Origin of the sequence: Sphingopyxis bauzanensis, from assembly GCF_002205675.1 — a bacterium.
GTDB classification, from domain to species: Bacteria; Pseudomonadota; Alphaproteobacteria; order Sphingomonadales; family Sphingomonadaceae; genus Sphingopyxis; species Sphingopyxis bauzanensis.
This window is the reverse complement of sequence record NZ_NISK01000002.1, coordinates 628185-650994: the sequence shown is the minus strand read 5'-3', so window position 1 is coordinate 650994 and position 22810 is coordinate 628185. Positions and strand designations below refer to the sequence as shown.

Here is a 22810-nt window from a genome sequence, read left to right as displayed (position 1 = left end):
GGCCGTTCCCGAGGCTCGATAGCTGGATCCGACTCGGATCCTCCCCGATCATTTCTCAAAGAGGAAACCCGCGACTGCGGGTTCAGAACGGCGTCTTTACGCCCGGAGTTTATAATGGATACCCCGATTTCCGAAGCCGAGGCTTTCGGTCTTTTGCAAACGCGACGTGCTGCGTTCGTCGCAGCCGCCACGCCCTTGCTCGTCGGAGCCGATATCGATGCCCCGACCGGCGCTGCCGCCGCCGACAGTTTGCTGGACATGACGATTGCCGCCTATCAAGGACGACCAGCTCCCGAGGCGGCCGCACGCGGGTTCCCGCGTTCGGCGTACAGCCTTTTCGGCGACAATCTCGTCCCGTTGCTGAAGGACGTGCTCGGTGCATCTTTACCAGTTGCCTTCTTGGCGCGATGCGTCGATTCCTATTGGCGAAGCGCGACGCGCGCGATGGCTCCGCAATGACCAAGGAGCTGGTTTGGGTAACGCGTACCGACCCCTTCAACCGGTTGACGGCCAAACGCCTCGCCGGGGCCGGCTATGATCCACTGAGCGCTCCCGCGCTGCGCGTTGTTGCGATGCCGGCTCGGCCGCTCACGGCAGTACCGGACGCCCTCGTGTTCACGAGCCTGAACGGCGTCAGGATGCACCGCTTTTCTCCGGCGCTTGCCAATCTCCCCGTGTTCGCCGTCGGCGACCATAGCGCGCGCTTTGCGCGGGGGCGCGGCTACAGCCGCGTGACCTCGGCGGCGGGCAACATTGCCGATCTGTGCGGCGCGATCCGGCTGGGCCTTAACGCCCCGGCCGAGATTCTTCATGTGGGAGCGGTTAGCCCGGCTGGCAATCTGGCTGCCATGCTCGGCTCCTCCTACCGCGTCAGACGCCTGCCGGTTTACGACATCGAGGAGAGCGATCCACGAGACTTGGAATGGATCGCGGGCCGTCTCGAGGCGATCGGACATATCATTGTTCATTCGCCGCGCGCGGGACGGCATGTCGCGCGCTGGCTCGGCGCGGATATGCCGGACTGGACGGGGGTGGCGCATTGTATCTCTCCCGCAGCGGCCGAGCCCTTCCGGGCGCTTCCTCGAATTACGGCCCGGATATCGCACCGGCCCGACGAGCGGTCACTGCTCTCGGCTTTGGTCGAAAATCGCCGTCAAGGATCCTCGATTGCGGCGGCGGCGCACGGCTTCGATCGATCTGGCGGTTGCCGGCAGGTGCGAATGGTCGAGTCCGGTCATGCTTGACTTCCCCTGCGTCAGGGCCATCTTGGTGGTACCATGAGCGATACCGCTTCATCTCCATCGCGCTTTGCGCATTATGTGGGCCGGCTGCTCGAACGCTAGCCGCCCCGGACCCGCGCGCCGCGGGCCCGGGGTGTTCCCTTGATCACAGGCAGCGCAGCTTCACTGACCAGGCAGGCCAAGGCCGACGCTTGGAAAGACAGCGTCACGGACCGATAGATTGTTTGGCTTTCCATTCGAATGACCCCGTTTGGTCAGAAAGCATCTTTGTAGCCGCTGCCAGGAGAATGCCGCCGCGCCTTGGGCGCGGCGACGATGGAGATTTACGTGAAGGGCGCTCAGCAACAGCAAGCTCTGTTCAGCCATCTGATTAAAGACGCCGCGCGCAGTGCGTGTTCGATGCTCGCGCTCCCGCACGAAGCAGCGCGCCTGCGCTCGCCTGCCGACGATGGCATGACAGCAATCGAGCGGCTCGAGCTTTCGCCGCTTGCCGAAGATCAGCTCGTCGCGACGGCGCTGCGCCTGTCGCCAAGTGCGGCGTCTGCGAAAACTATCGCAGACGCGCTGCAACTTCATTTCACGACCCCGCCGGGGTGGCTTGCGGTCGAGGCGCAGCGCCGTGCGGCCTGGAGCGATATGGCCGGCCGCGGGCTGCCACTTGATCGGGCCGCGCAAACCGCCGCCGGGATCGAGCAAAAGTTGAACGGCGACGAGGGCAGCATGTTGATCAAGCTGCGGGCCTATGCGGACCTCTACAATGATCTTTGGTGTGACCCGCGGATTGCCGCACCGGTTCCCGCGCGGCGCGAGATGCTTGCATTGGTGAGCGCGCTGCACGCGCGTTGCGCGGCGCTCGACGGCATCGAGGCCTCGTCATGAGCAAACCGTCGCCTGGTTCGCAGGGCGAACCGCTGCGGATCGGATGTCGAATGCAGATTCTGCTGCTCGTGGCCTTCGTCGTCCTGTTCCTCGCCGCCTGCTGGCTGGTCGGGACAATGGTCGCGACCTCACCCTAGATATTGGAGTTAGATCATGTTGCGCGAAGTGGCGGAATCGAGCCTTCGCTGGAACTATGCCCTTGAAGACATATTGGGCCTCATTCTCGTTGCCGCAGTCGTCGGGGCTTACAGCCTGATGTTCGCGATGACGCGGAGGCCTCGGCGCGGCTGGATCGTTTCCGCCTGCGTGTCCTTCACACTCATGGCGGCGATGATTTGGGCGAGCCCGCCCCAATCCCGCTGGGCCAGCGCGACGACAGCCGAAGCCGGGATGTAGGCTGGGGACGCCGCCAACACGACTGATCATTCCGGGCTTTCCTCTGGAGGCTCAAAGGAGCATGGACAATGAGCAAATATGTATCACGGATAGAGCGGTGGCGACCCCGGTCACCGACGTTGCAGGAAGTCGAGAAATCGCTCGATCGCTATCCCGACCTGGGCGAGCCGGAACTTGCCGGACTGGTTCGACAATTCCGGGGCCTGCCTGTCGTCGACAAGGCCGTCATCCTTGGCGACGTGCGGCTCTCCCGGAAACTGGCGCTTCTTTATCGCGATTACGAGCCCGACTTGCAGACGCCGGTCGCGGGGCTCGTCCTTTACCTTCTTTTGCCCGCTGCGCTCGCCGTCGCGGGTGTGCGGCTGTTTCTGGGCTAATCGCGCCGCAGGCGGCAAACATCGAACCATCAAATCTGGCCCTCTACCGGTCACGGAGTTTTCATTGCCCTTCGTTCGTTTCATCCCGCTCGCGGCAAGCATAGCCGCGTCGCTTCTCGCGATCCCGGGTCTGCCCGCCGTCTGGGCATGGACGCTGCTGGTCGTCGGCACCATATTATCCTGTGTCGGTCTTTACGATCTGCGGCAGCCACTTCATTCGGTACGCCGCAACTATCCGATCGTCGGCCGCCTGCGATGGTTCTTCGAGGATATTCGCCCGGGCATCCGCCAATATCTCTTCGAGGACGACCATGAGCAAACGCCTTTCTCGCGAAGCCAGCGTTCGCTCGTCTACGCGCGCGCCAAGAACGAAGTCAGCGACCGCGCCTTCGGCACGCTCGTTGACGTCTATGAAAATGGTTATGAATTCATCGCGCACTCGACGCGGCCAGTGCCCGTCGCCGACCCGGCCAGCTTCCGTATTCCGATCGGCGGCGACGCTTGCCGCCAGCCCTATTCGGCCTCGATCTTCAACATATCGGCGATGAGCTTCGGGGCGCTCAGCGCCAACGCGATCCGTGCCCTCAATAAGGGTGCAAAGCTCGGCGGGTTCGCGCATGACACCGGCGAAGGCTCGATCAGCTCCTATCATCGGGAACATGGCGGCGATCTCATTTGGGAAATCGGCAGCGGCTATTTCGGCTGCCGCGACGACAACGGTGCGTTTGACCCCGGACGCTTTGCCGATCAGGCCTCGGACCCGCAGGTCCGAATGATCGAACTCAAGATCAGTCAGGGTGCGAAACCCGGCAAGGGAGGCATATTGCCTGCCGAAAAGGTGACGCTCGAAATTGCCACGACACGCGGCATTCCGATGGGCCGCGACTGCATTTCGCCGCCTGGTCACTCGGCGTTCAGCACGCCGATCGAACTTGTTCAGTTCATCGGGCAGCTGCGTGAACTGTCGCAGGGCAAGCCGGTGGGGTTCAAGCTGTGCGTCGGACAGCCTTGGGAATTCATGGCGATGGTCAAGGCCATGCTCAAGACCGGCATTCTTCCCGATTATATCGTCGTCGATGGCGCCGAAGGCGGCACGGGCGCGGCCCCGCTTGAATTTACCGATCATCTCGGCATGCCGCTCCGCGAGAGCCTGTTGTTCGTCCACAACACGCTGGTCGGTGCGGGAATCCGGCAGAAGATCAAGGTTGGCGCTGCCGGCAAGATCGTCAGCGCCTTCGATATCGCCACCGTCATGGCGCTCGGCGCCGACTGGACCAATGCGGGGCGTGGTTTCATGTTCGCCATCGGCTGCATCCAATCGCTCTCATGCCACACGAACGAGTGTCCGACCGGGGTCGCGACGCAGGATCCGATGCGGCAGCGTGCGCTTGTTGTCGGCGACAAGGCCGACCGCGTCTATAATTTTCACCGCAATACGCTGTTGGCGCTGTCCGAAATGATTGCTGCTGCGGGACTCGATCACCCCAGCCGGCTTGGCCCGCACCATCTTGTTCGCCGCGTCAGCCTTACCGAAATCAGGCTGTTCTCGCAGCTGCACATCTTCCTGGAGGATGGAGAATTGCTGAGCGGTGCATCGGATCGCGACTTCTACGGCGCCGCGTGGCGGCTCGCCCAGCCCGAAAGCTTCGACATGAGAATGTAACTACGAGGCTGCTCGCCTTCCGTTTTTGCCATGTTGACGTCGCGTCTACCGTTCCGGCTGGCCGTGCCCCGACTCCGGGTCAGGTGGAACACCAGCATTCGCCTCGCTGCGGTCGCGGTAGATCGCCGCCCGGGCGAGCAGCATCAACGTCACGGGCGTGGTCAGGGTGACGAACAGCGCGATCAAGATCTCGTGGATGACGGGCCGGGTCTGAAGCACGGAAAAGCAAAGAGCCGAGCCAGCGAGGATTGCTGCCATCCCCGAAGTCGCCCCGAGTGTCGGCGCGTGCACGCGCTCGTAAAAATTGTGCAGCCGCAGCAGCCCGGCTGCGCCAAGCAAGGTGATCACCGCGCCGCCGAAAACGAGCAAGCCCACGATGATTGCGGCCCATGTCGGAAGGTCAGGCGCCTGGATCATTCGATCACCTCTCCGCGCATCAGGAAGCGGCCGAGGGCCACGGTACCGGTAAAGCCGAGAAGCCCGATGACCAGTGCCGCCTCGAAGTAGAGCGTCCGCCCCGTCTGGATTCCATAAGTGACAAGCAGCAGCATCGCGGCGAGATAAAGTGCATCGAGCCCGAGAATCCGATCCTGGGCACGGGGGCCCCGAAGCATGCGAACGACAGCGCAGCCCATGGCAAGACCGAGGAGGATTTGCGACGCCGTGATCGTCAGCGCGAGGAGCAATATGGTCATTCGAATATCTCGATCAGCAGCTTCTCATAGCGTTCCTGGATCAGTCGGGCCCATTGCTGCTCGTCAATAAGGTCGAGCACATGGATGAGAATGACGTGGCGATGAGCGTCGTGCTGCACCCAAAGCGAACCAGGCGTGGCGGTAATGATGATCGACAGCATGGCGAGCGCGTCAGGGCTGCGAAGCGCCGTCGAAAGCTCGATAAATCCCGAAGTGCGTTCCGGTGGCCGTAGCAAAATGATTTTTGCGACGGCGATGTTCGAGCGGATGATATCGATGAAGACAATCAAGGCGAGCCTGACCGCGGCGCGGCCGAGCCGGAGCGTCGGGCGCTCGGGCCTGAGCGATAGCATCGTGCGCGAGACCATCGCCGCGATCGCGGCGCCGAAGAGCATATGGCCGGGCGAAAAGCCCGTCAGCAAAATCCACATCGCCAGAAGCGCGAGAGTGAGCAGCGGGAAAGGAATGGCGCGGCGGATCATTTCTCGCTTCCGGCTTGCGGTGCGTCGGTTACCGCCGCGACATAGTGCGCGGGCTGGTGCAGTGTGGATGACGTCTTCTCGAGATACGCCATGACAGGCCCGGCGCAGAGCATCAGGCCGAGACAGACCGTGAGCAGCAGCCCGATCGGGACCACTTCCACAAGGCTGAGCCGCGATGGTGCATCCTCGCCGGGCGTCCAGAGCAGATCGATGCCCGCGCGCGTCATGATGATCATCGTCGCCAAACCAGAGAGGATGATCAGTCCGATCAGTACCCAGCCCGCCGGCTCCACCTCGCTCGAATTTAGCAGCGCGTCGATCATCGCAAACTTCGCGATAAAGCCCGAAAGCGGCGGCAGGCCTGCGAGAAGCAGCGCGCAAAAAATAAAGCCGCCGCCCAGGACGGCAATCGTGCCGGGGATGATCACCCCTTGCTCGTCAGTGACCTCCTCGATTGCGCCGACATATTCGTCGTCGAATACGGGCTCGGCGATGCCGGCGATCATGTCCTCCTCGTCGGCATTGCGTTCGACGGGCTCGATGATCAGGTAGAGCGCGCTGACCGCGAGCGTCGAGCTGACGAGATAGAATAGCATCGCGGCAATGAGCGCCTCCCCGCCGATGCCGATCCCGGCTAGCAAGGTCCCCGAGGAAACCAGCACATAATAGCCGGCAACGCGCGTGAGTTGGCGGGCCGAAAGGATGCCGATGATTCCAAAGATCATTGTCGCTAGACCCGCGTAAAGCAGCGCTTCATTTGCAAAGCCGGCGGCTTCGCCCGATGCGTCGCCGAAGAGCAGCGAAGACAGCCGGAGTATGACATAGATGCCAACCTTGGTCATGATGGCGAACACAGCGGCGACGGGCGGTGCGGCGGCGGCATAGGTCCGGGGAAGCCAGAAACTCAGCGGCCATATTCCCGCCTTGAGCAGGAAGGCGATCCCCAGAATTGCGGCGCCCGCTTCGAGAAGCGCTAGATCGCCGGCGTCGGTGCTCGCAACGCGAAGTGCGAGATCGGCCATGTTGAGCGTGCCTGTCACCGCGTAAAGCAAGGCGACGCCGAGCAGGAAAAGGAGCGAAGCGGCAATGTTGATGGTTATATAGTGGAGGCTGGCGCTCGTGCGTTCGGTACCCGAGCCGTGGAGAATCAGCCCATAGGACGCCGCGAGCAGCACTTCGAAAAAGACGAAGAGATTGAAGATGTCCCCGGTCAGGAAGGCGCCGTTCACGCCCATCAGCAGCAGTAGGAACAGGGCGTGAAAGCGGGGACCGGACCGGTCCCATCGCGCGACGGCATAGAATAGTGCTGTAAAGCCGACGACACTGGTCAAGAGGAGCATCATCGCCGACAGCCGGTCGGCGACCAGGACGATCCCGAAGGGCGCGGCCCAGTTGCCAAGCAGATAGACCAGCGGACCGCCACCATCGCCTGCGAACCACAGCAAAGCCGCCGCATTCGCAATCAGGAGCGCGGCGGTGGCAAGGCTAAGCACCCGTTTCAGAACGCGGCGGCGCTCGTCGAATGCCAGCATCAATGCACTCGCCATCAGCGGCAGGATAATCGGCGTGACCGTCAGATGATCAGTCCAGCCGGTCATGCCTCGCCATCCTCGCCGTCGACATGGTCGGTGCCCGTCAGTCCGCGCGAGGCGAGGAGCACGACGAGCAGCAGCGCCGTCGTCGCAAAAGAGATGACGATCGCGGTGAGTACGAGCGCCTGCGGCAGCGGGTCTGCGTAAAGGGCAGGATCGGCCGATGCGGGGTCGCGGCCGACGATCGGAGGCGCGTCGCTGCGCAGACGTCCGGCCGCGAGAATGAAGAGGTTTACCGCATAGGACAGCAGCGACAGCCCGAGGATGACCTGGAAGGTTCGCGGGCGGAAGATCAGCCACAGTCCCGATGCGGTCAAGACGCCGATGGCGAGGGCCAGAACGATCTCCATCAGACGGGCTCTCCGACCGACGTCGAGGGCGCGGCGTTGACCGGCTTCGCGCGCGGCGCCCGGATGGACTGGTGCGCGATCGCGATGAGGATGAGCACTGTCGTCCCCACCACCACCGCGAAAACCCCGATGTCGAAGATGAGGGCGGTCGCGAGCGGAATGTCTCCGATCCAAGGGATGGCGAGATAACGCGAATGACTGGTAAGGAAGGGGTAGCCGAACGCCAGCGCGGCAAGCCCCATTCCGCTAGCACAAAGAAGACCGGCGCTGATCCAGCGAACCGGCACAACCTGAAGGGTGGCTTCGACGGCGCGCGTTCCATTCGCGATGTACAGAAGAATGATTGCAATTGACGCCGTGATCCCGCCCGCGAAGCCGCCGCCGGGCAGATCATGGCCGCGCATCAACAGATAAATCGCGAACATCAGAATGACGGGAAACAGCCACTGGATAATCGCGCGCGGAACGAGCAGATAATGGACGAGCGTATCGCCGCGCTTGTGCCCCTCGCGCGCGTCATCAAATGCATTTTGGCGATGCTGCTGCGCTGGCATTTGGATACTTTCCGGTGCCGGGCGGAACCGGCGAAGCAAAGTGAAGACAGTGAGCGCGACGATAGCGAGAACCGTGATCTCTCCCAGCGTGTCAAAAGCCCGGAAATCGACGAGAATGACGTTGACGACATTGGTACCACCGCCACCGGGATAGGCTTGCTCGACGTAATAGCGTGACAAGCTGCCGGGCAAGGGACGCGTCATCATCGCGTAGGCAAGCGCCGCCATCCCCGCACCGCCAAGCAGCGCGATGAGGAGATCGCCGCCGCGCCGGAAGCCGACCGTCCCGGGCTTGCTCCCCGCTGGCCAGATATCCGGAAGTCGCTGCGGCAGCCAGCGCAGACCGAGCAGCAGCAGGACAAGCGTGACGATTTCCACAAGGAGCTGTGTCAGGGCGAGGTCGGGGGCTGAAAGCCAGATAAAGCTGATGCAGGTCGCAAGGCCTGCGCCGCCGAGCAGGACGAGCGCGACGAGGCGATGGAATTTCGCCAGCGCCGCCGCTGCGATCGCGCACGCTCCGCCCAATATCCACAACAAGCCAAATATCGGATCGATCAATGTGTCAGGCAGGGGTCCGCGGCTGTACCCAAAGCGCAGAAAGGGCAGCGTCCCGGCAACGAGCGCCGCCAGGATGACGAGACGCAACTGGACTTGCAGCCGCTTCGTCCCCAACCAACGCAGAAGTGCGCGTGCCGCCTGAACGATCGCCGCCAGCACCGCCTCGAACGTGCGGCGGCCCTTAAGCCTGCCGATGAACGGCGGCTGCTCGGTAGCATTTAGCTGGGCGCTGAAGAGGATATAGAGCGCGAGGCCCCCCAACAACGCGACAAAGCTCATCAGTAGCGGAACTGTAAAGCCGTGCCAGACGGCGAGACTGTACGCGGGCGCGCTCTCGCCGAGCACCGATCCGACCGCGGTAGCAAGGAAGGGGCCGATTGTCAGCGCCGGCAGCACTCCGACTAGCAGGCAGGTAACTACAAGAATTTCGATTGGCAAACGGATCCACGGCGGCGCTTCGCGCGGTTCGTGCCGCAGTCCTGACGGTGCCGGACCGAAGAAGGTCTGATGGATGAAGCGCACCGAATAAAGGACGCTGAACATGCTGGCGAGGGTAGCAAGATAAGGCAGGGCCACGTCGATGACCGTTCCGCTATGGGTCTGAAGGGCTTCGGCAAGGAACATCTCCTTGGACAGGAATCCATTGAGCAGTGGCACCCCGGCCATTGCTGCGGCGGCGACCATCGCGAGCGTCGCGGTGATCGGCATGAAGCGCACGAGCCCGCTCAGCAGGCGCAAGTCGCGCGTGCCCGTCTCGCGATCGATGATGCCGACGGCCATGAAGAGCGAGGCCTTGAAGGTCGCGTGGTTGACGGTGTGGAAAATGGCGGCGACCGCGCCGAGTGGGCTCCCCAGCCCGAGTAAAAGCGTAATGAGACCAAGATGGCTGATTGTCGAATAGGCGAGCAGGCCTTTCAGATCCTGCTGGAAGATCGCGGACCACGCGCCGACCAGCAGCGTTGCAAGTCCGACACTCGTCACGATGAGGAACCAGCTTTCGGTGCCGGCGAGGACCGGCCACAACAAGATCAGCAGGAAAATGCCCGCTTTCACGAGCGTCGCCGAATGAAGATAGGCCGATACCGGCGTTGGCGCGGCCATTGCGTGCGGCAGCCAGAAATGGAATGGGACCTGTGCGCTCTTGGTAAAGGCGCCGAGCAGAATCAATATGAGCGCCGGTAAATAGGCCGCGTCATTCTGGATGGCCGTTCGAGCCGCGAGCACGGCGTCGACGTCGTAGCTTCCCGCCGCCCGCCCGAGCAGCATAAGCCCAAGGAGCAGGCAGACACCGCCAGCGCCGGTGACGATCAGTGCCATGCGCGCGCCGTCGCGGGCACTTTGATTGTGATGCCAGTAGCCGATCAGTAAAAAGGAAAAGAGGCCGGTCAACTCCCAGAAAAAGGCGATCTGGATGAGATTTCCCGACAGGACGATTCCGAGCATCGCGCCCGTGAACGCCTGTAGAAAAGCGAAAAAGCGCGGCACGGGATCGGTCGGCGCCATATAATAGCGGGCGTAGAGGCTTACGAGAGCGCCGATCACCAGGACAAGCATCGCGAACAGCCAAGTGAAGCCGTCGAGACGCAGCGTCAGGTTGAGCCCCAGTGTCGGCAACCACGCCATTTCGAGCCGGGCCACTTCGCCCGCGCTAACGACGGGATAGAAGCTGGCGATGATCGTCGCACCGGCGATCGCGTTCAATCCTGTGAGCGAGGCCGCGACATCCCGGCCGCGTTGTGGCAGGAAGGCCGCGATAGCACTCCCGGCAAAGGGCAGAATTAGGACGAGCAAGAGAAACCTCATATCGTCCACTGCTACTGCGCCCTCCATTGTCCTGATAATCGATCATCCGCTTATGATGGATAGCTCGTCGACAGAGCAAGGCCGAGGATCGGGATTTTCCAGAATGATTTTCGTGAACTTAAAATGTGCGGGTACGCGGACCAAGACGACGCGTGGTTGTCCGAGGCGGTAATCACAACGGGCCGGATCGGCAGCTTGAGGCTTGGTCGAACTGGCGGCTGTTAGGCGATCCCAAGATGACCACCGCGCTGCTCGATCGCGTCACTCATCATTGCGATATCGTCGAGACCGGTAATGACAGCTGGCGCTTCAAAAACCGCAGCTGATCACCCCGGCCGACCTCTGATTAAAAGATGCCCTTGCGCTGCGCGCGCCTCCGGTCGGGCTCCGCCCTCCCTACCGCCGCGCGCAGCGCAAGGGCGCGTGTCCAATAAACCTTGCGCCATCGTGTAAGGGGGTCCCTTTTGCCCGCCGATAGGGGGTCCCGTTTGCACGCCGATTGACAGGCATGTAAGCCACAACGCAGAATAGGTTAAGAGCACGTAAGGTCGCGCCCGTGTCGGCTCGCGCTGTTGCAAACCCGAGTGACGGCGGTCGGGAGCTGTCGGTTGGCAGCTCTTCGCTCGACCGCGCGAACGATCGCGACAAGATCGTCCGGCGCAATGTCGAAGGACTCGCCGATGTCCGATAAAACGGCCTCGATATCCTCCGCGTCGAGCGGCGAACGATCTTCTGTAGATGTGTCCATCAACGAGGGACGAATGCGGTGCGGATAAGAATGGCCCGAGAGACGATGAAACGCCATTGCGGCGATCACCAAAAGCAGGGAATTGAGACCCACGATTAGGAAGGGAAATCCCCAACCGAGGGCGTGAATTGCCGACTCCCCGATTACCGCCGTCAGCGCAGCTGCGCCGCCCGGCGGGTGAAGGGAACGGGTGAGGGACATCAAGGCAATGGCGAGCGCGACAGCCAAGGCGGCGGCAACCTCCGGAGAGGAAACGACCTGCGCGACGGCCACACCGACCAACGCCGACAGCATGTTTCCGCCAATGACGGGCCAAGGCTGCGCTAGCGGGCTGGCCGGAACCGCGAATACTAGAACCGCAGACGCCCCGATGGGAGCAACGAGCCAGATTGATGACATGCTCGCAAGCAGAACCGCGCTCGCTCCTGCGACGCCTGCAATAGCCGCGAACGCACCCAGGCAAGCTATTACGCGATCGCCCGGTCGAGCACCCGCAAGGAGGGGGCGAAAGCGCAGTACTGTGCGTCGCACGAGCGAAATCCTCATTTGAACTGCCGCTGCCCCTGCCGCACAACGGGATGCGCGGAAAGAAAGTAATCATTGGCAGGGGTGAAGCCCATAGTGGCTGTGGATGAGCGTTCGAGTGGGAACCCGCTATCACGGAAGCCAGGGCATTGATTGCTAAGCATAAAGTGGCGCTTGCCGGGGTCCCGAACGGCGCCTATCGGACCCCGGTCAAAACCGACTTTTTGCAACAATTCAAGACAGTTGATCGTTAAAGAGAAGGGCTCCGCTCCAACGTCGGTCCACATCGATGAGGATGCGGATTATTCGGCCGATCGCGACGCCGTGCCGCGTTGAGGAGCGGCATTGACGCGCCCCTCGACGTGGGGTGATCACTGGTGCCTCGCTGACGTTCTGTTCTGATGGGCCCCCTAATCGAACCAAGGTCCTTCCAGCGGTGCTGCGAGGCGCATGCGAGCGCGTCGGACGAGACGCTGGATCCGCACTCGGTACTCCTCGCTTTCGAGCCGCCAGCGAACGGGTGGCGCGTTTATCCGGTGGTCTCGCGGACAACGGTGTTGATCGTTGGCGGGGGCCATGACCGCGCGTAGGTCGCCGTTATGTCAGGGGAGGTCGCTCTTTCCAGATCCAGCATTTTAACTGAAAATTGGGCCCAAAACACCGTCAGAAATACCGTTAAATTGTATCCTTACGAAGCCAGCATTTGATGTTAAGGCAATAAAATTCAGCGAGTTGCGGCTCGTTGATGATGCAGTGTCGATGATACGCGGTTCAATATTTAAATACCCGTAAAACAAAGGAAATTCACTGAAATGCCTCTGTTTTATCACTCCCACTCGATCGTCCCCGGCGGTTTCGACGTATAGTCATACACCACGCGGTTGATGCCCTGCACCTCGTTGATGATCCGCGTCGCGCAGCGGCTGAGGAAAGCGGCGTCGAACGGATAAATGTCTGCGGTCATGCCGTCGGTCGAGGTGACGGCGCGCAGCGCACAGACGAAATCATAGGTGCGGCCATCGCCCATCACGCCAACGGTCTTGACGGGGAGCAGAACTGCGAACGCTTGCCAGATCGCGTCGTACAGTCCCGCGTTGCGGATCTCGTCGAGATACACCGCGTCGGCTTTGCGCAGGATATCGCAGCGGTCTTTCGATACTTCGCCGGGGATACGGATCGCGAGGCCGGGGCCGGGGAAGGGGTGGCGGCCGACGAAGATGTCGGGAAGGCCGAGTTCCTTGCCGAGCAACCTGACCTCGTCCTTGAACAATTCGCGCAGCGGTTCGACCAGCGCCATCTTCATGCGTGCGGGCAGGCCGCCGACATTGTGATGGCTCTTGATCGTGACGCTCGGCCCGCCGGTGAACGACACGCTTTCGATGACGTCGGGATAGAGCGTGCCTTGCGCCAGAAAGTCGGCGCCGCCCAGCTTCTGCGCTTCCTCGTCGAACACATTGATGAATTCGCCGCCGATGAACTTGCGCTTCGCCTCGGGGTCGGTGACCCCGGCGAGGCCCGCCATAAAGCGTTCCTCCGCATCCACGACCACCAGCGGAATATTGTAATGGTCGCGGAACAGACGTTCAACCTGTTCGCGCTCGTTCATCCGCAGCAGGCCGTGATCGACGAAGACGCAGGTCAGCTGTTCGCCGATCGCTTCGTGGATCAGCACCGCGGCGACCGCGCTGTCGACCCCTCCCGACAGCCCGCACAGCACGCGCTTGTCGCCGACCTGCGCGCGGATCTCGGCGATCTTGGTCGCGCGAAATTCGGCCATCGTCCAGTCGCCACTGCACCCGCAGACATGGCGAACAAAGTTGGCGATCAGCTTGGCGCCGTCGGGGGTATGCACGACTTCGGGGTGGAACTGCGTGCCGTAATAGCGGCGCTCGTCGTTTGCGATCAGCGCAAAGGGCGCGCCGTCGCTGACAGCGACGATACGGAAGCCGGGGGCGAATTCGGTAACCTTGTCGCCGTGGCTCATCCACACCTGATGGCGTTCACCGACGTCCCACAACCCGTCGAACAACACGCAGGGCTCGGTGACGGTCAGGAAGGCACGGCCGAATTCGCCGTCGCGCTCGCCATCGGCGCCGCCGGGTTCGACGCGGCCGCCAAGTTGCTGGCTCATCACCTGCTGCCCATAACAGATGCCCAGGACCGGCAGGCCGCTGTCGAACACCGATTGCGGCGCGCGCGGGCTGCCGTCGGCGGGGACCGAGGCGGGCGATCCGGAAAGGATGATCCCCATGGGCTGCATGCGCTCGAGCGCGGCTGCGGCCTGCGTGAAGGGGACAATCTCGCTGTAGACACCCGCTTCACGGACGCGGCGGGCGATGAGCTGGGTCACCTGGCTGCCGAAATCGATGATGAGGATCGATTCACCAATATCGAGCTTTGGCGCGGCGGATGTGTCTGGAGTCGGCATGGCTGGCCGATAAGGGCAGCGCGCCATGCTGTCCAGCGGTGGATATGACCCGTTGGTGGAACTCGGATGGCCTCGACACATTGTTGCGACAATTGCGACATAAATGAACCGCCGACAAAGATGCGCGTCAGCAAGGGTTCAGTCCTGCAGCGCCAATAAGAAGCAAGAAAAAACAAAAGGCTCTCCCCCAATGACCTATGCCCACCTCTCCCTTTCCGCGCGCGCGCTGTTGCTCACCGCCAGCGCCGCGCTTGCCTGGCCCGCGATGGCCGAAACCGACGCAATGGCCGCCAGCGCCGCCGTGACGTCGGTTGCCGACCAACCGTCCGCGCCAGCTGTCAGTGCGTCGAGCGATCCCGAGGACGAGTATGACGATATCGACGGCGACGAAATTGTCGTCACCGCGCCGCGCCTCGCCGGGCAGCTCGAAACCGACATCAAGGCCGAAGCCGAACTCGATGAGACTGCGATCGCGAGCTACGGCGTGTCGAACGTATCCGAACTGCTCGAGGCGCTCGCGCCGCAGACGCGGTCGGGCCGCGGGCGCGGCGGCGGGCGGCCGATCATCCTGATCAACGGACGCCGCATCGGCGGCTTTGGCGAGGTGCGCAACCTGCCCCCCGAAGCAATCGCCAAGGTCGAGATTTTCCCCGAAGAGGTCGCGCTGCAATATGGTTACTCAGCCGACGAACGCGTCGTCAACATGGTGCTCAAGCCCAATTTTCGCCAGATCGCGGTTGAGGCCGAAGGCGGCATTCCGACCCAGGGCGGACGCTTCCAGAGCGAGGTCGAGGGCAGCTTTCTGGCGATCGGCGAAAATGGCCGGCTCAATGTCAATGCGGGCTGGGAACAGTCGACGATGCTGACCGAGAGCGAGCGCGGCCTCGGCTCCGCGACGCGCAGCCTGCTGCCCGAAAGCGACACCTATCTGATCGATGCGACGATCCAGCGCAGCCTGAACAAGGTGACCGACGCGTCGATCAACCTGCGGCTGGACCAGACCGACAGCTTGTCGTTCCTCGGCCCCGTCGTAGCCGGCGGCGACGTCCCGCTCGAACGCGACAGCCGCAGCCGCAACCTGACGACGACTGCCAGCGTCAATGGCATGCTCGGCGATTGGCGCTGGTCGCTATCGGGCAATTATGGTGATGCCGATCAGCGCACCTTCACCGATCGGGTGACCGGCGCGCGCGACCGGTTCGACAGCAGCCAGCAAAGCTTTGGCGGCAGCGCGAACCTGTCAGGCACCGTGACCGACGGCTGGGCCGGGCCGATCCGCCTGTCGATGACGGGCAGCTATTCGGGGCTGCGTTTCGACAGCCAGTCCGAACGCTCGGGCGCAATCACCACCACCGAGCTGGGTCGTGACACGCCGAGTGTGTTCGGGTCGTTGACGGTGCCGCTGCTCGATCCCGAATATGAAATCGGCAACATCGGCCGCGTTTCCCTGACGCTGAGCGGGCAGGTCGCCAATCCCAGCGATTTCGAGGCGCTCAAGAACTGGGGCGCAAACCTCAACTGGGGCGTCACCGACAATCTGTCGCTCATCGCGAGCTTCAACAACGATGAAGCCGCGCCGGGTATCCAGCAGCTGGGTGCGGCGCCGTTGGTCACGCCCGCGGTCACCTATTATGATTTTGCGACCGGTCAAACGGTCGAGATCACGACGACAACTGGAGGCAATCCATTCCTGCTTGCCGAACAGCGCCGTGACCTCAAGCTCGGACTGAATTGGGAAGTGCCGATGCTCGAAGGCCTGCGCCTGTCGGTCAATTACAACCGCAACAAAAGCAATGACACGTCGAACAGCCTGCCGCTGCTGACGCCCGAGATTGAAGCGGCGTTCCCTGATCGCGTGACGCGTGACGCCAATGGCGTCCTGATCGGGCTCGATCAGCGGCCGGTCAATTTTGACGAGACGGAGAATTCGCAGATCCGATGGGGTCTGAACTTCGGCAAGAGCTTTGGCCAGCCCGAGCAAGCGGCGCGCCCCGCTGGTGGACCAGGTGCTGGCGCCGACCGGCCGCGCGGCGGCGGAGGTCCGCGAGCTGGCGGTCGCGGTGGTCGCGGCGGCGGCGGTCCCGGCGCGATGTTTGGCCGCGGTCCGCAGGGCGGGCGCTGGTCGGTGTCACTGTACCACACCTACAAGTTGACCGACACGATCCTGATCCGTCCGGGCGTACCCGAACTCGATTTGCTCGACGGTTCGGCGACCGGCAGCGGCGGCGGCAGCAACCGCCACCTGCTCGAACTCGACGGCGGTGTGTTCTACAAGGGCATGGGCGTGCGGCTCAGCGCCAAATATGACAGCGGAAGCACCGTCACTGGCGGCACCGCGGGCGACCTGAACTTCGGCGATCTGGCAACTTTTGATCTGCGCTTCTTTGTCGATCTGAACCAGAAGCCGAAACTGATTGAGACCTTGCCGTTCCTGAAGGGGTCGCGTCTGCGTCTGTCGATCGACAATCTGTTCGACGCGCAACGCAAGATCACCGATGCGAACGGTGTGGTTCCGCTGAACTATCAGCCCGGATACATCGACCCGCTGGGCCGCTATATCGAACTGGAGTGGCGCAAGACGTTCTGACGAAAAATCTACCTCCCCCTTGACTGGGAAGGCAGCGAGACTTGCCAGCTTGCTGGCTTAGTCGCAGCGGTGGGGGTGCGGTCTCGGCCTGAGCCTACAGTGCAAGGTCGCACCGTCACCCCCATCCAACTCAGCCTGGCGCCTGTGGCGCAAGGCTTCATATCCTTCGCCCATCAAGGGGAAAGGGATCAAGCCGCAAGACCGACGTTTTCGAGCTTGCCCTCGGGCGTCCGATCAGCGGGAACGAAGGTCAGCGCGCTGACAAACTGCGCTGTACAGGTCGCCCAGCTGTAGCGCGCGCCGAGCGACGCGGCATCGCCGCGGTCGCACGCCAGCGCCGCGTCGATCGCGCGGCTGAGATCTTCGTCGAGTGCGCCCGCGCCATCGCGGATGATGTCGCCGGGGCCGGGAACGGGAAACGCCGCGACCGGGGTGCCGCAGCTTAATGCCTCGATGACGACAAGACCAAAGGTGTCGGTGCGGCTGGGGAAGACGAAGACATCGGCGCCCGCATAAGCTGTCGCGAGCGTTTCGCCGCCAAGCTTGCCGAGAAACAGCGCGTCGGGGTGCTGCGCCTTGAGTGCTGCAAGCGCGGGACCATCGCCGACGACGACCTTGGTGCCGGGGCGGTCGACATCCAGAAACGCACCGATATTCTTTTCGACCGCAACGCGTCCGACATAGAGCTGGATAGGCCTCGGCAGTTCGGCATAGGCGGGATGTGGCGCGCGGTCGGCGTGGAACTGCTGATGATCGACGCCGCGCTCCCACATCATCGTCTGGCCGAGACCCTGATCGGCGAGCTCGCGCGCCAGGCTGCGCGTCGCGACCATGATGTGCCGCGCCGGGCGATGGAACCAGCGGATGAAGCGCCACACAAACGCGGGCGACAATGGCAACCGCGCCGCGACATATTCGGGAAAGCGGGTGTGATAGGCTGTGGTGAACGGAAAGCCGTGTTTCAGGCACCAGCGCCGTGCCGCGAGTCCCAATGGGCCTTCGGTCGAAATATGGATCGCCTGCGGCGCAAAGGCGCGAATATGTCGCCCGACCTTGCGCCAGCCCGCGAACGCGAGGCGGATTTCAGGGTAGGAGGGGCAGGGGATTGAGCGAAACAGGTCGGGCGAGACGACACTGACCGCATGCCCCGCCTTGCGTAGTTCTGCTATCGTTGCCTGTAGCGTGCGGACGACGCCGTTGACCTGCGGCTCCCACGCATCGGTGACGATCAATATCCTCATGCGGCGCGCGCCGGGGCGGGCAGCTGAAGCTGGGTCGGCGCCGCGCGTGCTGCGACTTCCTCGGCCCAGTGCAATATCTCCATCGTGCCGTCATGATGCTCGACCAGCGCGGTGCAACCCTCTACCCAGTCGCCGTCGTTATAATATTCGGTGCCCTCGATCTCGCGCATCTCGGCGCTATGGATATGGCCGCATACGACGCCATCGACCCCGCGCGAGCGCGCGGCGTGGGCGACGACTTCCTCGTAGCGCCCGATAAACTGGACCGCGTTCTTGACCTTGTGCTTGGCGACCATCGACAGCGACCAATAGGGCAGGCCAAAAGCGCTGCGGATGCGGTTCACGACCACATTGCACTTCATCAGTGCGGTGTAGGCAGCGTCGCCGACGAAGGCGAGCCACCGGTGCGCGAGCATCACCGCGTCGAATTCGTCGCCGTGAACGACGAGCAATTTGCGGCCGTCGGCGGTTTCATGGATCGCCTCGCGGCGGATCTCGACCCCGCCGAAATCGAAGCCGTCGAAGGGCTTGACCATCTCGTCATGGTTGCCGGGGACATAGACGACGCGCGTGCCGCGCTTCGCGCGCTTCAGCACCCGCCAGACGACGTCATTATGTTCGGGCGGCCAGAAATGGCGTTTCTTGAGTCGCCAGCCGTCGATGATATCGCCGACCAGGTAGAGCGTCTCGCAATCGACATGGTCGAAAAAGTCGATCAGCATCGCGGCGTTGCAACCGCGGGTGCCCAGGTGGATGTCGCTGACCCACACCGCACGATAGCTCCGCCGCTCGCCGATGAGGCGTTCGGGGACGTGCGGGTCGGTGGTGAAGGGGTCAGGAAAACGCGCGGGGATGGGCAGGGTCGAAATCGATGCCATGTCACACTCCGTAAACAGCTTTTGGCTGCCCACGGCCTAGACAGGAGTTTTGTGACACTGTGCGATTCAAAGCGGCGTCGGTTCAGCGACGATTTGGGGGCGGTTTTGTTACGGTCCGCCTTTCCTCCGCCTTGATGGGGGAGGCAGCGAGACTTGCCAGCTTGCTGGCACAGTCGCAGCGGAGGGGGTGTGCTATCGCCCTGAAGCGACGGTGCAAGGACGCGCCGTCACCCCCATCCAACTTCGCCTGTTCGCTTCGCGATAAGGCGGCGTATCCTTCCTTCAAGGGGGAGCGTTTTTCAGTTCCGCCGAATCACCAAATTGCGGATTTCGCTCATATCTTCCATGGCGAAGCGCACGCCTTCGCGGCCGAGTCCGCTGTCCTTCACCCCGCCATAAGGCATATTGTCAACACGGTAGCTCGACACGTCGTTGACGACTATGCCGCCGACATCGAGATGGTCCCACGCGTCGAGCACCTTTTGCAGATCGCTGGTGAACAGCCCCGCCTGCAACCCGAACTTACTGTCGTTGACCTCGGCGAGCGCGTCCTCCCATTTGGCAAACTTCGACAGAACCACGACGGGGCCGAACGCTTCCTCGACGACAACATCGCTACCCGCCGGGACATTCTCCAGCAAGGCTGCCTCAAGCATGTTGCTGTCGCAGCCGCCACCCGCCAGCAAGGTCGCACCCGCGGCAACTGCATCGTCGATCCAGCCTTTCAGGCGCTGCGCTTCCTTGACCGAAATCATCGGCCCGATGAAGGTGTCGCGGTGCTTGGGATCACCCGATTTCAAGGCTTTGACCTTCACGGTGAGCATATCGCGGAACTTGTCGTATATGTCCGCATGGATGATCACACGCTGCACATGGATGCAGCTTTGCCCCGACTGATAATAGCCGCCGAAGATGATCCGCGCGAGCGCATGGTCGAGATCGGCATCCTTGTCGACGACCACCGCGGCGTTGCCGCCCAGTTCAAGCACCACCTTTTTCTTTCCCGCCTTCGCCTTGAGATCCCAACCGACGCCGGGAGAACCGGTGAACGACAGCAACTTCAACCGCTCGTCGGTGGTAAACAGGTCGGCTCCCGCGCGACTTGCGGGCAGGATACTGAACGCGCCTTCGGGCAGGATGTCGCATTCGGCGAGCACTTCGCCCATGATGATCGCGCCCAGCGGCGTCATGCTGGCGGGCTTCATCACGAACGGACAGCCGATCGCGATCGCGGGGGCGATCTTGTGCGCGGCGAGGTTCAGCGGGAAGTTGAACGGCGAGATGAAGCTGCACGGCCCGATCGGCACGCGCTTCCACATCCCCATATAGCCCTTCGCGCGCGCCGAAATGTCGAGCGGCTGGACTTCGCCATAATTGCGCGTCGCTTCCTCGGCGGCGATGCGGAAGGTGTCGATCAGGCGGGTGACTTCGCCCTCGCTGTCGGCGATTGGCTTGCCCGCCTCGACGCACAGCGCATAGGCGAGTTCGTCGAAGCGTTCCTGAAACCGCGTGACGCAATGGGTAAGGACGTCGCGTTTCTCGAAACTCGCGAGCCGCGCCATCGGCTCGGCGGCGCGCACCGCGCCCGCGATCGCTTCGTCGATCACATCGGGGGTCGCCAGCGCAGTGCGGAACGCGACCTTGCCGGTGAATTTGTCGGTCACCTCCAGGTCGGTGTTCGGCTGCACCGCCTTGTTGTTGAGATAGAGCGGATAGACGTCTTTGAGTTTCATGCGGATTCTCCCCCTCCCCTTTTGGGGAGGGACCTTTTTATTACATCTCTTTCGATATCTTCTTGATATCGGTGTTCAAAATCTGATCGTTCTCGCTGTAATCGACTGGACAGTCAATCAGATGCACCCCTGGTGTATCGCGAGTATGCGCCAGCAGTTCCTGTAGATGCGCGGCGCTGGTCACGCGGTGGCCGTGGGCGCCATAGGCTTCGGCATATTTGACGAAATCGGGGTTGCCATAGGTTAGCCCCCAATCCTTGAAGCCCATATTCGCCTGTTTCCAGCGGATCATACCATAGCTGTTGTCGTTGAGGATCAGCACCGTCATGTTGAGCCCTAACCGCACAGCGGTTTCCATCTCCTGGCTGTTCATCATGAATCCGCCGTCGCCGCACACTGCCATGACCTTGCGATCGGGATAGATCATCGCCGACATCATCGCGCTGGGCAGGCCGGCACCCATCGTCGCCAGCGCATTGTCGAGCAGCACAGTGTTCGGGCGATAAGCGGTGTAGCCGCGCGCGAACCAGATTTTGTACACGCCATTGTCGAGGCAGATGATCCCATCGTCCGGCATCGCGTCGCGGATCGACTGGACCAGGTGCGGCGGGAAGATCGGGAAACGCGCGTCTTCGGCCAGCGGCTTGGTATGTTCGATCTCGCCCTGGCGGAACTTCAGCATGTGGTCGAATTTCCAGCTGCCGCTGGGGACGATGTCTTCCTTCATCTGCCACACTGCATTCGCGATATCGCCGATGACCTCGATATTCGGGAAATAGACCGGATCTACCTCGGCGGTCTTCGACGACACGTGGATGACCGTCGGCCCGCCGCGCTGCATGAAAAAGGGCGGTTTTTCGATAACGTCATGACCCAGGTTGACGATGCAGTCCGACGCCTCGACCGCGCGGTGGACGAAATCGCCCGAACTGAGCGCGGCGCAGCCCAGAAATTTTGGATGCCGCTCGTCGATCACACCCTTGCCCAATTGGGTCGTCAGGAACGGGATGCCGGTCTTTTCGATGAATTGCAGCAGCATGCGGCTGGTCATCGTGCGGTTGGCACCGGCGCCGATCACAAGCACCGGTGACTTCGCGGCTTCGAGCGCCTTCACCGCCTCGCGGATTGATTTGACGTCCGCGGTCGGACGGCGCGAGTGGCTGCGTTTCAGCGGCGTCGCGTCGGTATGTTCGTCGGCGATGTCCTCGGGCAGCTCGATATGCACCGCGCCCGGTTTTTCCTCCTCGGCCAAGCGAAAGGCTTCGCGCACCCGGCTCGGGATATTGTCCGAAGCCGCCATCTGGTGGGTATATTTGGTGATCGGTCCCATCATCGCGACGACGTCGAGAATCTGGAAGCGGCCTTGTTTCGATTTCTTGATCGGCTTTTGCCCGGTGATCATCATCATCGGCATGCCGCCGAGCTGGGCATAGGCGGCCGCAGTGACGAAGTTGGTCGCGCCGGGGCCAAGCGTCGCGAGGCAAACCCCGGTCTTGCCGGTATGGCGGCCATAGGTGGCGGCCATGAAGCCCGCGCCTTGCTCATGCCGCGTCAGGATCAGCTTGATCTGCGTCGATCGCGACAGGCTGTCGAGAAAGTCGAGATTTTCCTCGCCCGGAACGCCGAAAATATACTCGACGCCTTCTTCTTCCAGACATTCGATGAACAAATCGGATGCTTTTTTCATATACAGTCGCCCCCTCAGCCACGCACCACCCCGGTGCGGCCCCAAGCCATGCTGGCGACCCACAGCATATATTTCGGTGCAGCGGCTCCCGTCGTCAGGCCGCGAGTCCCTGCTGCTCCGAGGGAGTTTGTAACGAGGGGGGAGGGGGTTGTCACCCTATGCGGAATGAAGGATCGGCGGATCAGCGACGGTCGATGCGAAATTCGCGGTCGAGGCGGCCCGATACTTGCGATCCGGCAGGAATTTCCACGCTACGCCCGGTGGCGACGAAGGGCAGCAGAAGGAAGGCGGCCGCGGTGGCGACTGCATCTTCGGCGCCGCCCTTGCCTCTGGCTTCGATTCCGGCGCTGATCCGTACAGTGCCGCCGGGGAGCTCGGCATAGAGCAACTGGA

22 protein-coding genes are annotated in these 22810 nt (G+C 62.4%); 9 read left to right on the top strand and 13 right to left on the bottom strand.

What is annotated here, in order from left to right:
• Positions 1–114 precede the first annotated feature (114 nt).
• From CDQ92_RS09745 to CDQ92_RS09725, 7 genes are all read left to right on the top strand, one after another.
• The gene (locus CDQ92_RS09745) at positions 115–459 is read left to right on the top strand and encodes a hypothetical protein (RefSeq protein ID WP_088441165.1); all 345 of its coding nucleotides are present in this window, start codon (positions 115–117) and stop codon (positions 457–459) included.
• The gene (locus tag CDQ92_RS09740) at positions 456–1244 is read left to right on the top strand and encodes a uroporphyrinogen-III synthase (protein ID WP_158213818.1); all 789 of its coding nucleotides are present in this window, start codon (positions 456–458) and stop codon (positions 1242–1244) included. Before CDQ92_RS09745 ends, CDQ92_RS09740 begins: the two co-directional genes overlap by 4 nt.
• Positions 1245–1556: 312 nt before the next feature.
• Positions 1557–2120 carry a hypothetical protein gene (locus CDQ92_RS09735; protein WP_144035738.1) on the top strand — a complete coding sequence of 188 codons (564 nt, stop codon included), beginning with the start codon at positions 1557–1559 and terminating at the stop codon, positions 2118–2120.
• Positions 2117–2257, top strand: coding sequence for a hypothetical protein (locus CDQ92_RS21130; RefSeq protein ID WP_158213817.1), 141 nt, complete (start codon positions 2117–2119; stop codon positions 2255–2257). Before CDQ92_RS09735 ends, CDQ92_RS21130 begins: the two co-directional genes overlap by 4 nt.
• 16 nt (positions 2258–2273) lie before the next feature.
• Complete coding sequence (locus tag CDQ92_RS20815) at positions 2274–2516, top strand: hypothetical protein (RefSeq protein ID WP_144035737.1); 243 nt, start codon at positions 2274–2276, stop codon at positions 2514–2516.
• A gap of 68 nt (positions 2517–2584) precedes the next feature.
• A complete protein-coding gene (locus CDQ92_RS09730; protein WP_144035736.1) occupies positions 2585–2893 on the top strand; it encodes a hypothetical protein in 309 nt (102 codons plus the stop codon).
• 64 nt (positions 2894–2957) lie between these two features.
• Complete coding sequence (locus tag CDQ92_RS09725) at positions 2958–4556, top strand: FMN-binding glutamate synthase family protein (protein ID WP_088441161.1); 1599 nt, start codon at positions 2958–2960, stop codon at positions 4554–4556.
• A gap of 45 nt (positions 4557–4601) precedes the next feature.
• Here CDQ92_RS09725 and mnhG read toward each other — a convergent pair whose 3' ends face one another.
• From mnhG to CDQ92_RS09695, 6 genes are read right to left on the bottom strand one after another with little or no spacing between them, the layout of a single operon-like run.
• Entirely contained in the window at positions 4602–4973 is a 372-nt protein-coding gene (mnhG, locus tag CDQ92_RS09720; protein ID WP_188682341.1) for a monovalent cation/H(+) antiporter subunit G, read from the bottom strand.
• The gene (locus tag CDQ92_RS09715) at positions 4970–5251 is read right to left on the bottom strand and encodes a K+/H+ antiporter subunit F (protein WP_088441160.1); all 282 of its coding nucleotides are present in this window, start codon (positions 5249–5251) and stop codon (positions 4970–4972) included. The genes mnhG and CDQ92_RS09715 overlap by 4 nt, the downstream gene beginning before the upstream one ends.
• Positions 5248–5733: a Na+/H+ antiporter subunit E gene (locus tag CDQ92_RS09710; protein WP_229667321.1), complete on the bottom strand. Its 486-nt coding sequence runs from the start codon at positions 5731–5733 to the stop codon at positions 5248–5250. Before CDQ92_RS09710 ends, CDQ92_RS09715 begins: the two co-directional genes overlap by 4 nt.
• On the bottom strand, positions 5730–7331 hold the full coding sequence (locus CDQ92_RS09705; protein ID WP_088441159.1) for a monovalent cation/H+ antiporter subunit D: 1602 nt from the start codon (positions 7329–7331) through the stop codon (positions 5730–5732). The genes CDQ92_RS09710 and CDQ92_RS09705 overlap by 4 nt, the downstream gene beginning before the upstream one ends.
• A complete protein-coding gene (locus tag CDQ92_RS09700) occupies positions 7328–7675 on the bottom strand; it encodes a Na+/H+ antiporter subunit C (protein WP_088441158.1) in 348 nt (115 codons plus the stop codon). The genes CDQ92_RS09705 and CDQ92_RS09700 overlap by 4 nt, the downstream gene beginning before the upstream one ends.
• Positions 7675–10590 (bottom strand): monovalent cation/H+ antiporter subunit A, encoded by a 2916-nt coding sequence (locus CDQ92_RS09695; RefSeq protein ID WP_088441157.1) that lies wholly within the window; start codon positions 10588–10590, stop codon positions 7675–7677. The genes CDQ92_RS09700 and CDQ92_RS09695 overlap by 1 nt, the downstream gene beginning before the upstream one ends.
• Positions 10591–10715: 125 nt before the next feature.
• On the opposite strand from CDQ92_RS09695, the gene CDQ92_RS21965 reads away from it, so the two are divergent.
• Positions 10716–10916, top strand: coding sequence for an ATP-binding protein (locus CDQ92_RS21965; RefSeq protein ID WP_373289628.1), 201 nt, complete (start codon positions 10716–10718; stop codon positions 10914–10916).
• 206 nt (positions 10917–11122) lie between these two features.
• On the opposite strand, the gene CDQ92_RS09685 is transcribed toward CDQ92_RS21965, so the two are convergent.
• Positions 11123–11884 (bottom strand): HPP family protein, encoded by a 762-nt coding sequence (locus CDQ92_RS09685; protein WP_088441156.1) that lies wholly within the window; start codon positions 11882–11884, stop codon positions 11123–11125.
• A gap of 805 nt (positions 11885–12689) precedes the next feature.
• Positions 12690–14291, bottom strand: a complete 1602-nt coding sequence (gene guaA, locus CDQ92_RS09680; RefSeq protein WP_088441155.1) for a glutamine-hydrolyzing GMP synthase — start codon at positions 14289–14291, stop codon at positions 12690–12692.
• A gap of 190 nt (positions 14292–14481) precedes the next feature.
• On the opposite strand from guaA, the gene CDQ92_RS09675 reads away from it, so the two are divergent.
• Entirely contained in the window at positions 14482–16878 is a 2397-nt protein-coding gene (locus tag CDQ92_RS09675; RefSeq protein WP_088441154.1) for a TonB-dependent receptor plug domain-containing protein, read from the top strand.
• 188 nt (positions 16879–17066) lie between these two features.
• Here CDQ92_RS09675 and CDQ92_RS09670 read toward each other — a convergent pair whose 3' ends face one another.
• The 5 genes from CDQ92_RS09670 to CDQ92_RS09650 all read right to left on the bottom strand — a co-directional run bounded on the left by CDQ92_RS09670 (position 17067) and on the right by CDQ92_RS09650 (position 22805).
• Positions 17067–18119, bottom strand: a complete 1053-nt coding sequence (locus CDQ92_RS09670) for a glycosyltransferase family 4 protein (protein WP_088441153.1) — start codon at positions 18117–18119, stop codon at positions 17067–17069.
• A complete protein-coding gene (locus tag CDQ92_RS09665; RefSeq protein WP_088441152.1) occupies positions 18116–18997 on the bottom strand; it encodes a UDP-2,3-diacylglucosamine diphosphatase in 882 nt (293 codons plus the stop codon). The genes CDQ92_RS09670 and CDQ92_RS09665 overlap by 4 nt, the downstream gene beginning before the upstream one ends.
• A 299-nt stretch (positions 18998–19296) precedes the next feature.
• Positions 19297–20730, bottom strand: a complete 1434-nt coding sequence (locus tag CDQ92_RS09660; RefSeq protein ID WP_088441151.1) for an aldehyde dehydrogenase family protein — start codon at positions 20728–20730, stop codon at positions 19297–19299.
• 40 nt (positions 20731–20770) lie between these two features.
• Positions 20771–22417, bottom strand: a complete 1647-nt coding sequence (locus CDQ92_RS09655; protein ID WP_088441150.1) for an acetolactate synthase large subunit — start codon at positions 22415–22417, stop codon at positions 20771–20773.
• A 181-nt stretch (positions 22418–22598) separates the two neighbouring features.
• Positions 22599–22805, bottom strand: coding sequence for a hypothetical protein (locus CDQ92_RS09650; protein ID WP_088441149.1), 207 nt, complete (start codon positions 22803–22805; stop codon positions 22599–22601).
• Positions 22806–22810 lie beyond the last annotated feature (5 nt).

Excerpts from the sequence above, each read along its gene's own strand:
- CDQ92_RS09745 (WP_088441165.1), top strand. The coding sequence starts at position 115 with ATGGATACCCCGATTTCCGAAGCCGAGGCTTTCGGTCTTTTGCAAACG.
- CDQ92_RS09740 (WP_158213818.1), top strand. The coding sequence starts at position 456 with ATGACCAAGGAGCTGGTTTGGGTAACGCGTACCGACCCCTTCAACCGG.
- CDQ92_RS09735 (WP_144035738.1), top strand. The coding sequence starts at position 1,557 with ATGGAGATTTACGTGAAGGGCGCTCAGCAACAGCAAGCTCTGTTCAGC.
- CDQ92_RS21130 (WP_158213817.1), top strand. The coding sequence starts at position 2,117 with ATGAGCAAACCGTCGCCTGGTTCGCAGGGCGAACCGCTGCGGATCGGA.
- CDQ92_RS20815 (WP_144035737.1), top strand. The coding sequence starts at position 2,274 with ATGTTGCGCGAAGTGGCGGAATCGAGCCTTCGCTGGAACTATGCCCTT.
- CDQ92_RS09730 (WP_144035736.1), top strand. The coding sequence starts at position 2,585 with ATGAGCAAATATGTATCACGGATAGAGCGGTGGCGACCCCGGTCACCG.
- mnhG (WP_188682341.1), bottom strand. The coding sequence starts at position 4,973 with ATGATCCAGGCGCCTGACCTTCCGACATGGGCCGCAATCATCGTGGGC.
- CDQ92_RS09715 (WP_088441160.1), bottom strand. The coding sequence starts at position 5,251 with ATGACCATATTGCTCCTCGCGCTGACGATCACGGCGTCGCAAATCCTC.
- CDQ92_RS09710 (WP_229667321.1), bottom strand. The coding sequence starts at position 5,733 with ATGATCCGCCGCGCCATTCCTTTCCCGCTGCTCACTCTCGCGCTTCTG.
- CDQ92_RS09705 (WP_088441159.1), bottom strand. The coding sequence starts at position 7,331 with ATGACCGGCTGGACTGATCATCTGACGGTCACGCCGATTATCCTGCCG.
- CDQ92_RS09700 (WP_088441158.1), bottom strand. The coding sequence starts at position 7,675 with ATGGAGATCGTTCTGGCCCTCGCCATCGGCGTCTTGACCGCATCGGGA.
- CDQ92_RS09695 (WP_088441157.1), bottom strand. The coding sequence starts at position 10,590 with ATGAGGTTTCTCTTGCTCGTCCTAATTCTGCCCTTTGCCGGGAGTGCT.
- CDQ92_RS09685 (WP_088441156.1), bottom strand. The coding sequence starts at position 11,884 with ATGAGGATTTCGCTCGTGCGACGCACAGTACTGCGCTTTCGCCCCCTC.
- guaA (WP_088441155.1), bottom strand. The coding sequence starts at position 14,291 with ATGCCGACTCCAGACACATCCGCCGCGCCAAAGCTCGATATTGGTGAA.
- CDQ92_RS09675 (WP_088441154.1), top strand. The coding sequence starts at position 14,482 with ATGACCTATGCCCACCTCTCCCTTTCCGCGCGCGCGCTGTTGCTCACC.
- CDQ92_RS09670 (WP_088441153.1), bottom strand. The coding sequence starts at position 18,119 with ATGAGGATATTGATCGTCACCGATGCGTGGGAGCCGCAGGTCAACGGC.
- CDQ92_RS09665 (WP_088441152.1), bottom strand. The coding sequence starts at position 18,997 with ATGGCATCGATTTCGACCCTGCCCATCCCCGCGCGTTTTCCTGACCCC.
- CDQ92_RS09660 (WP_088441151.1), bottom strand. The coding sequence starts at position 20,730 with ATGAAACTCAAAGACGTCTATCCGCTCTATCTCAACAACAAGGCGGTG.
- CDQ92_RS09655 (WP_088441150.1), bottom strand. The coding sequence starts at position 22,417 with ATGAAAAAAGCATCCGATTTGTTCATCGAATGTCTGGAAGAAGAAGGC.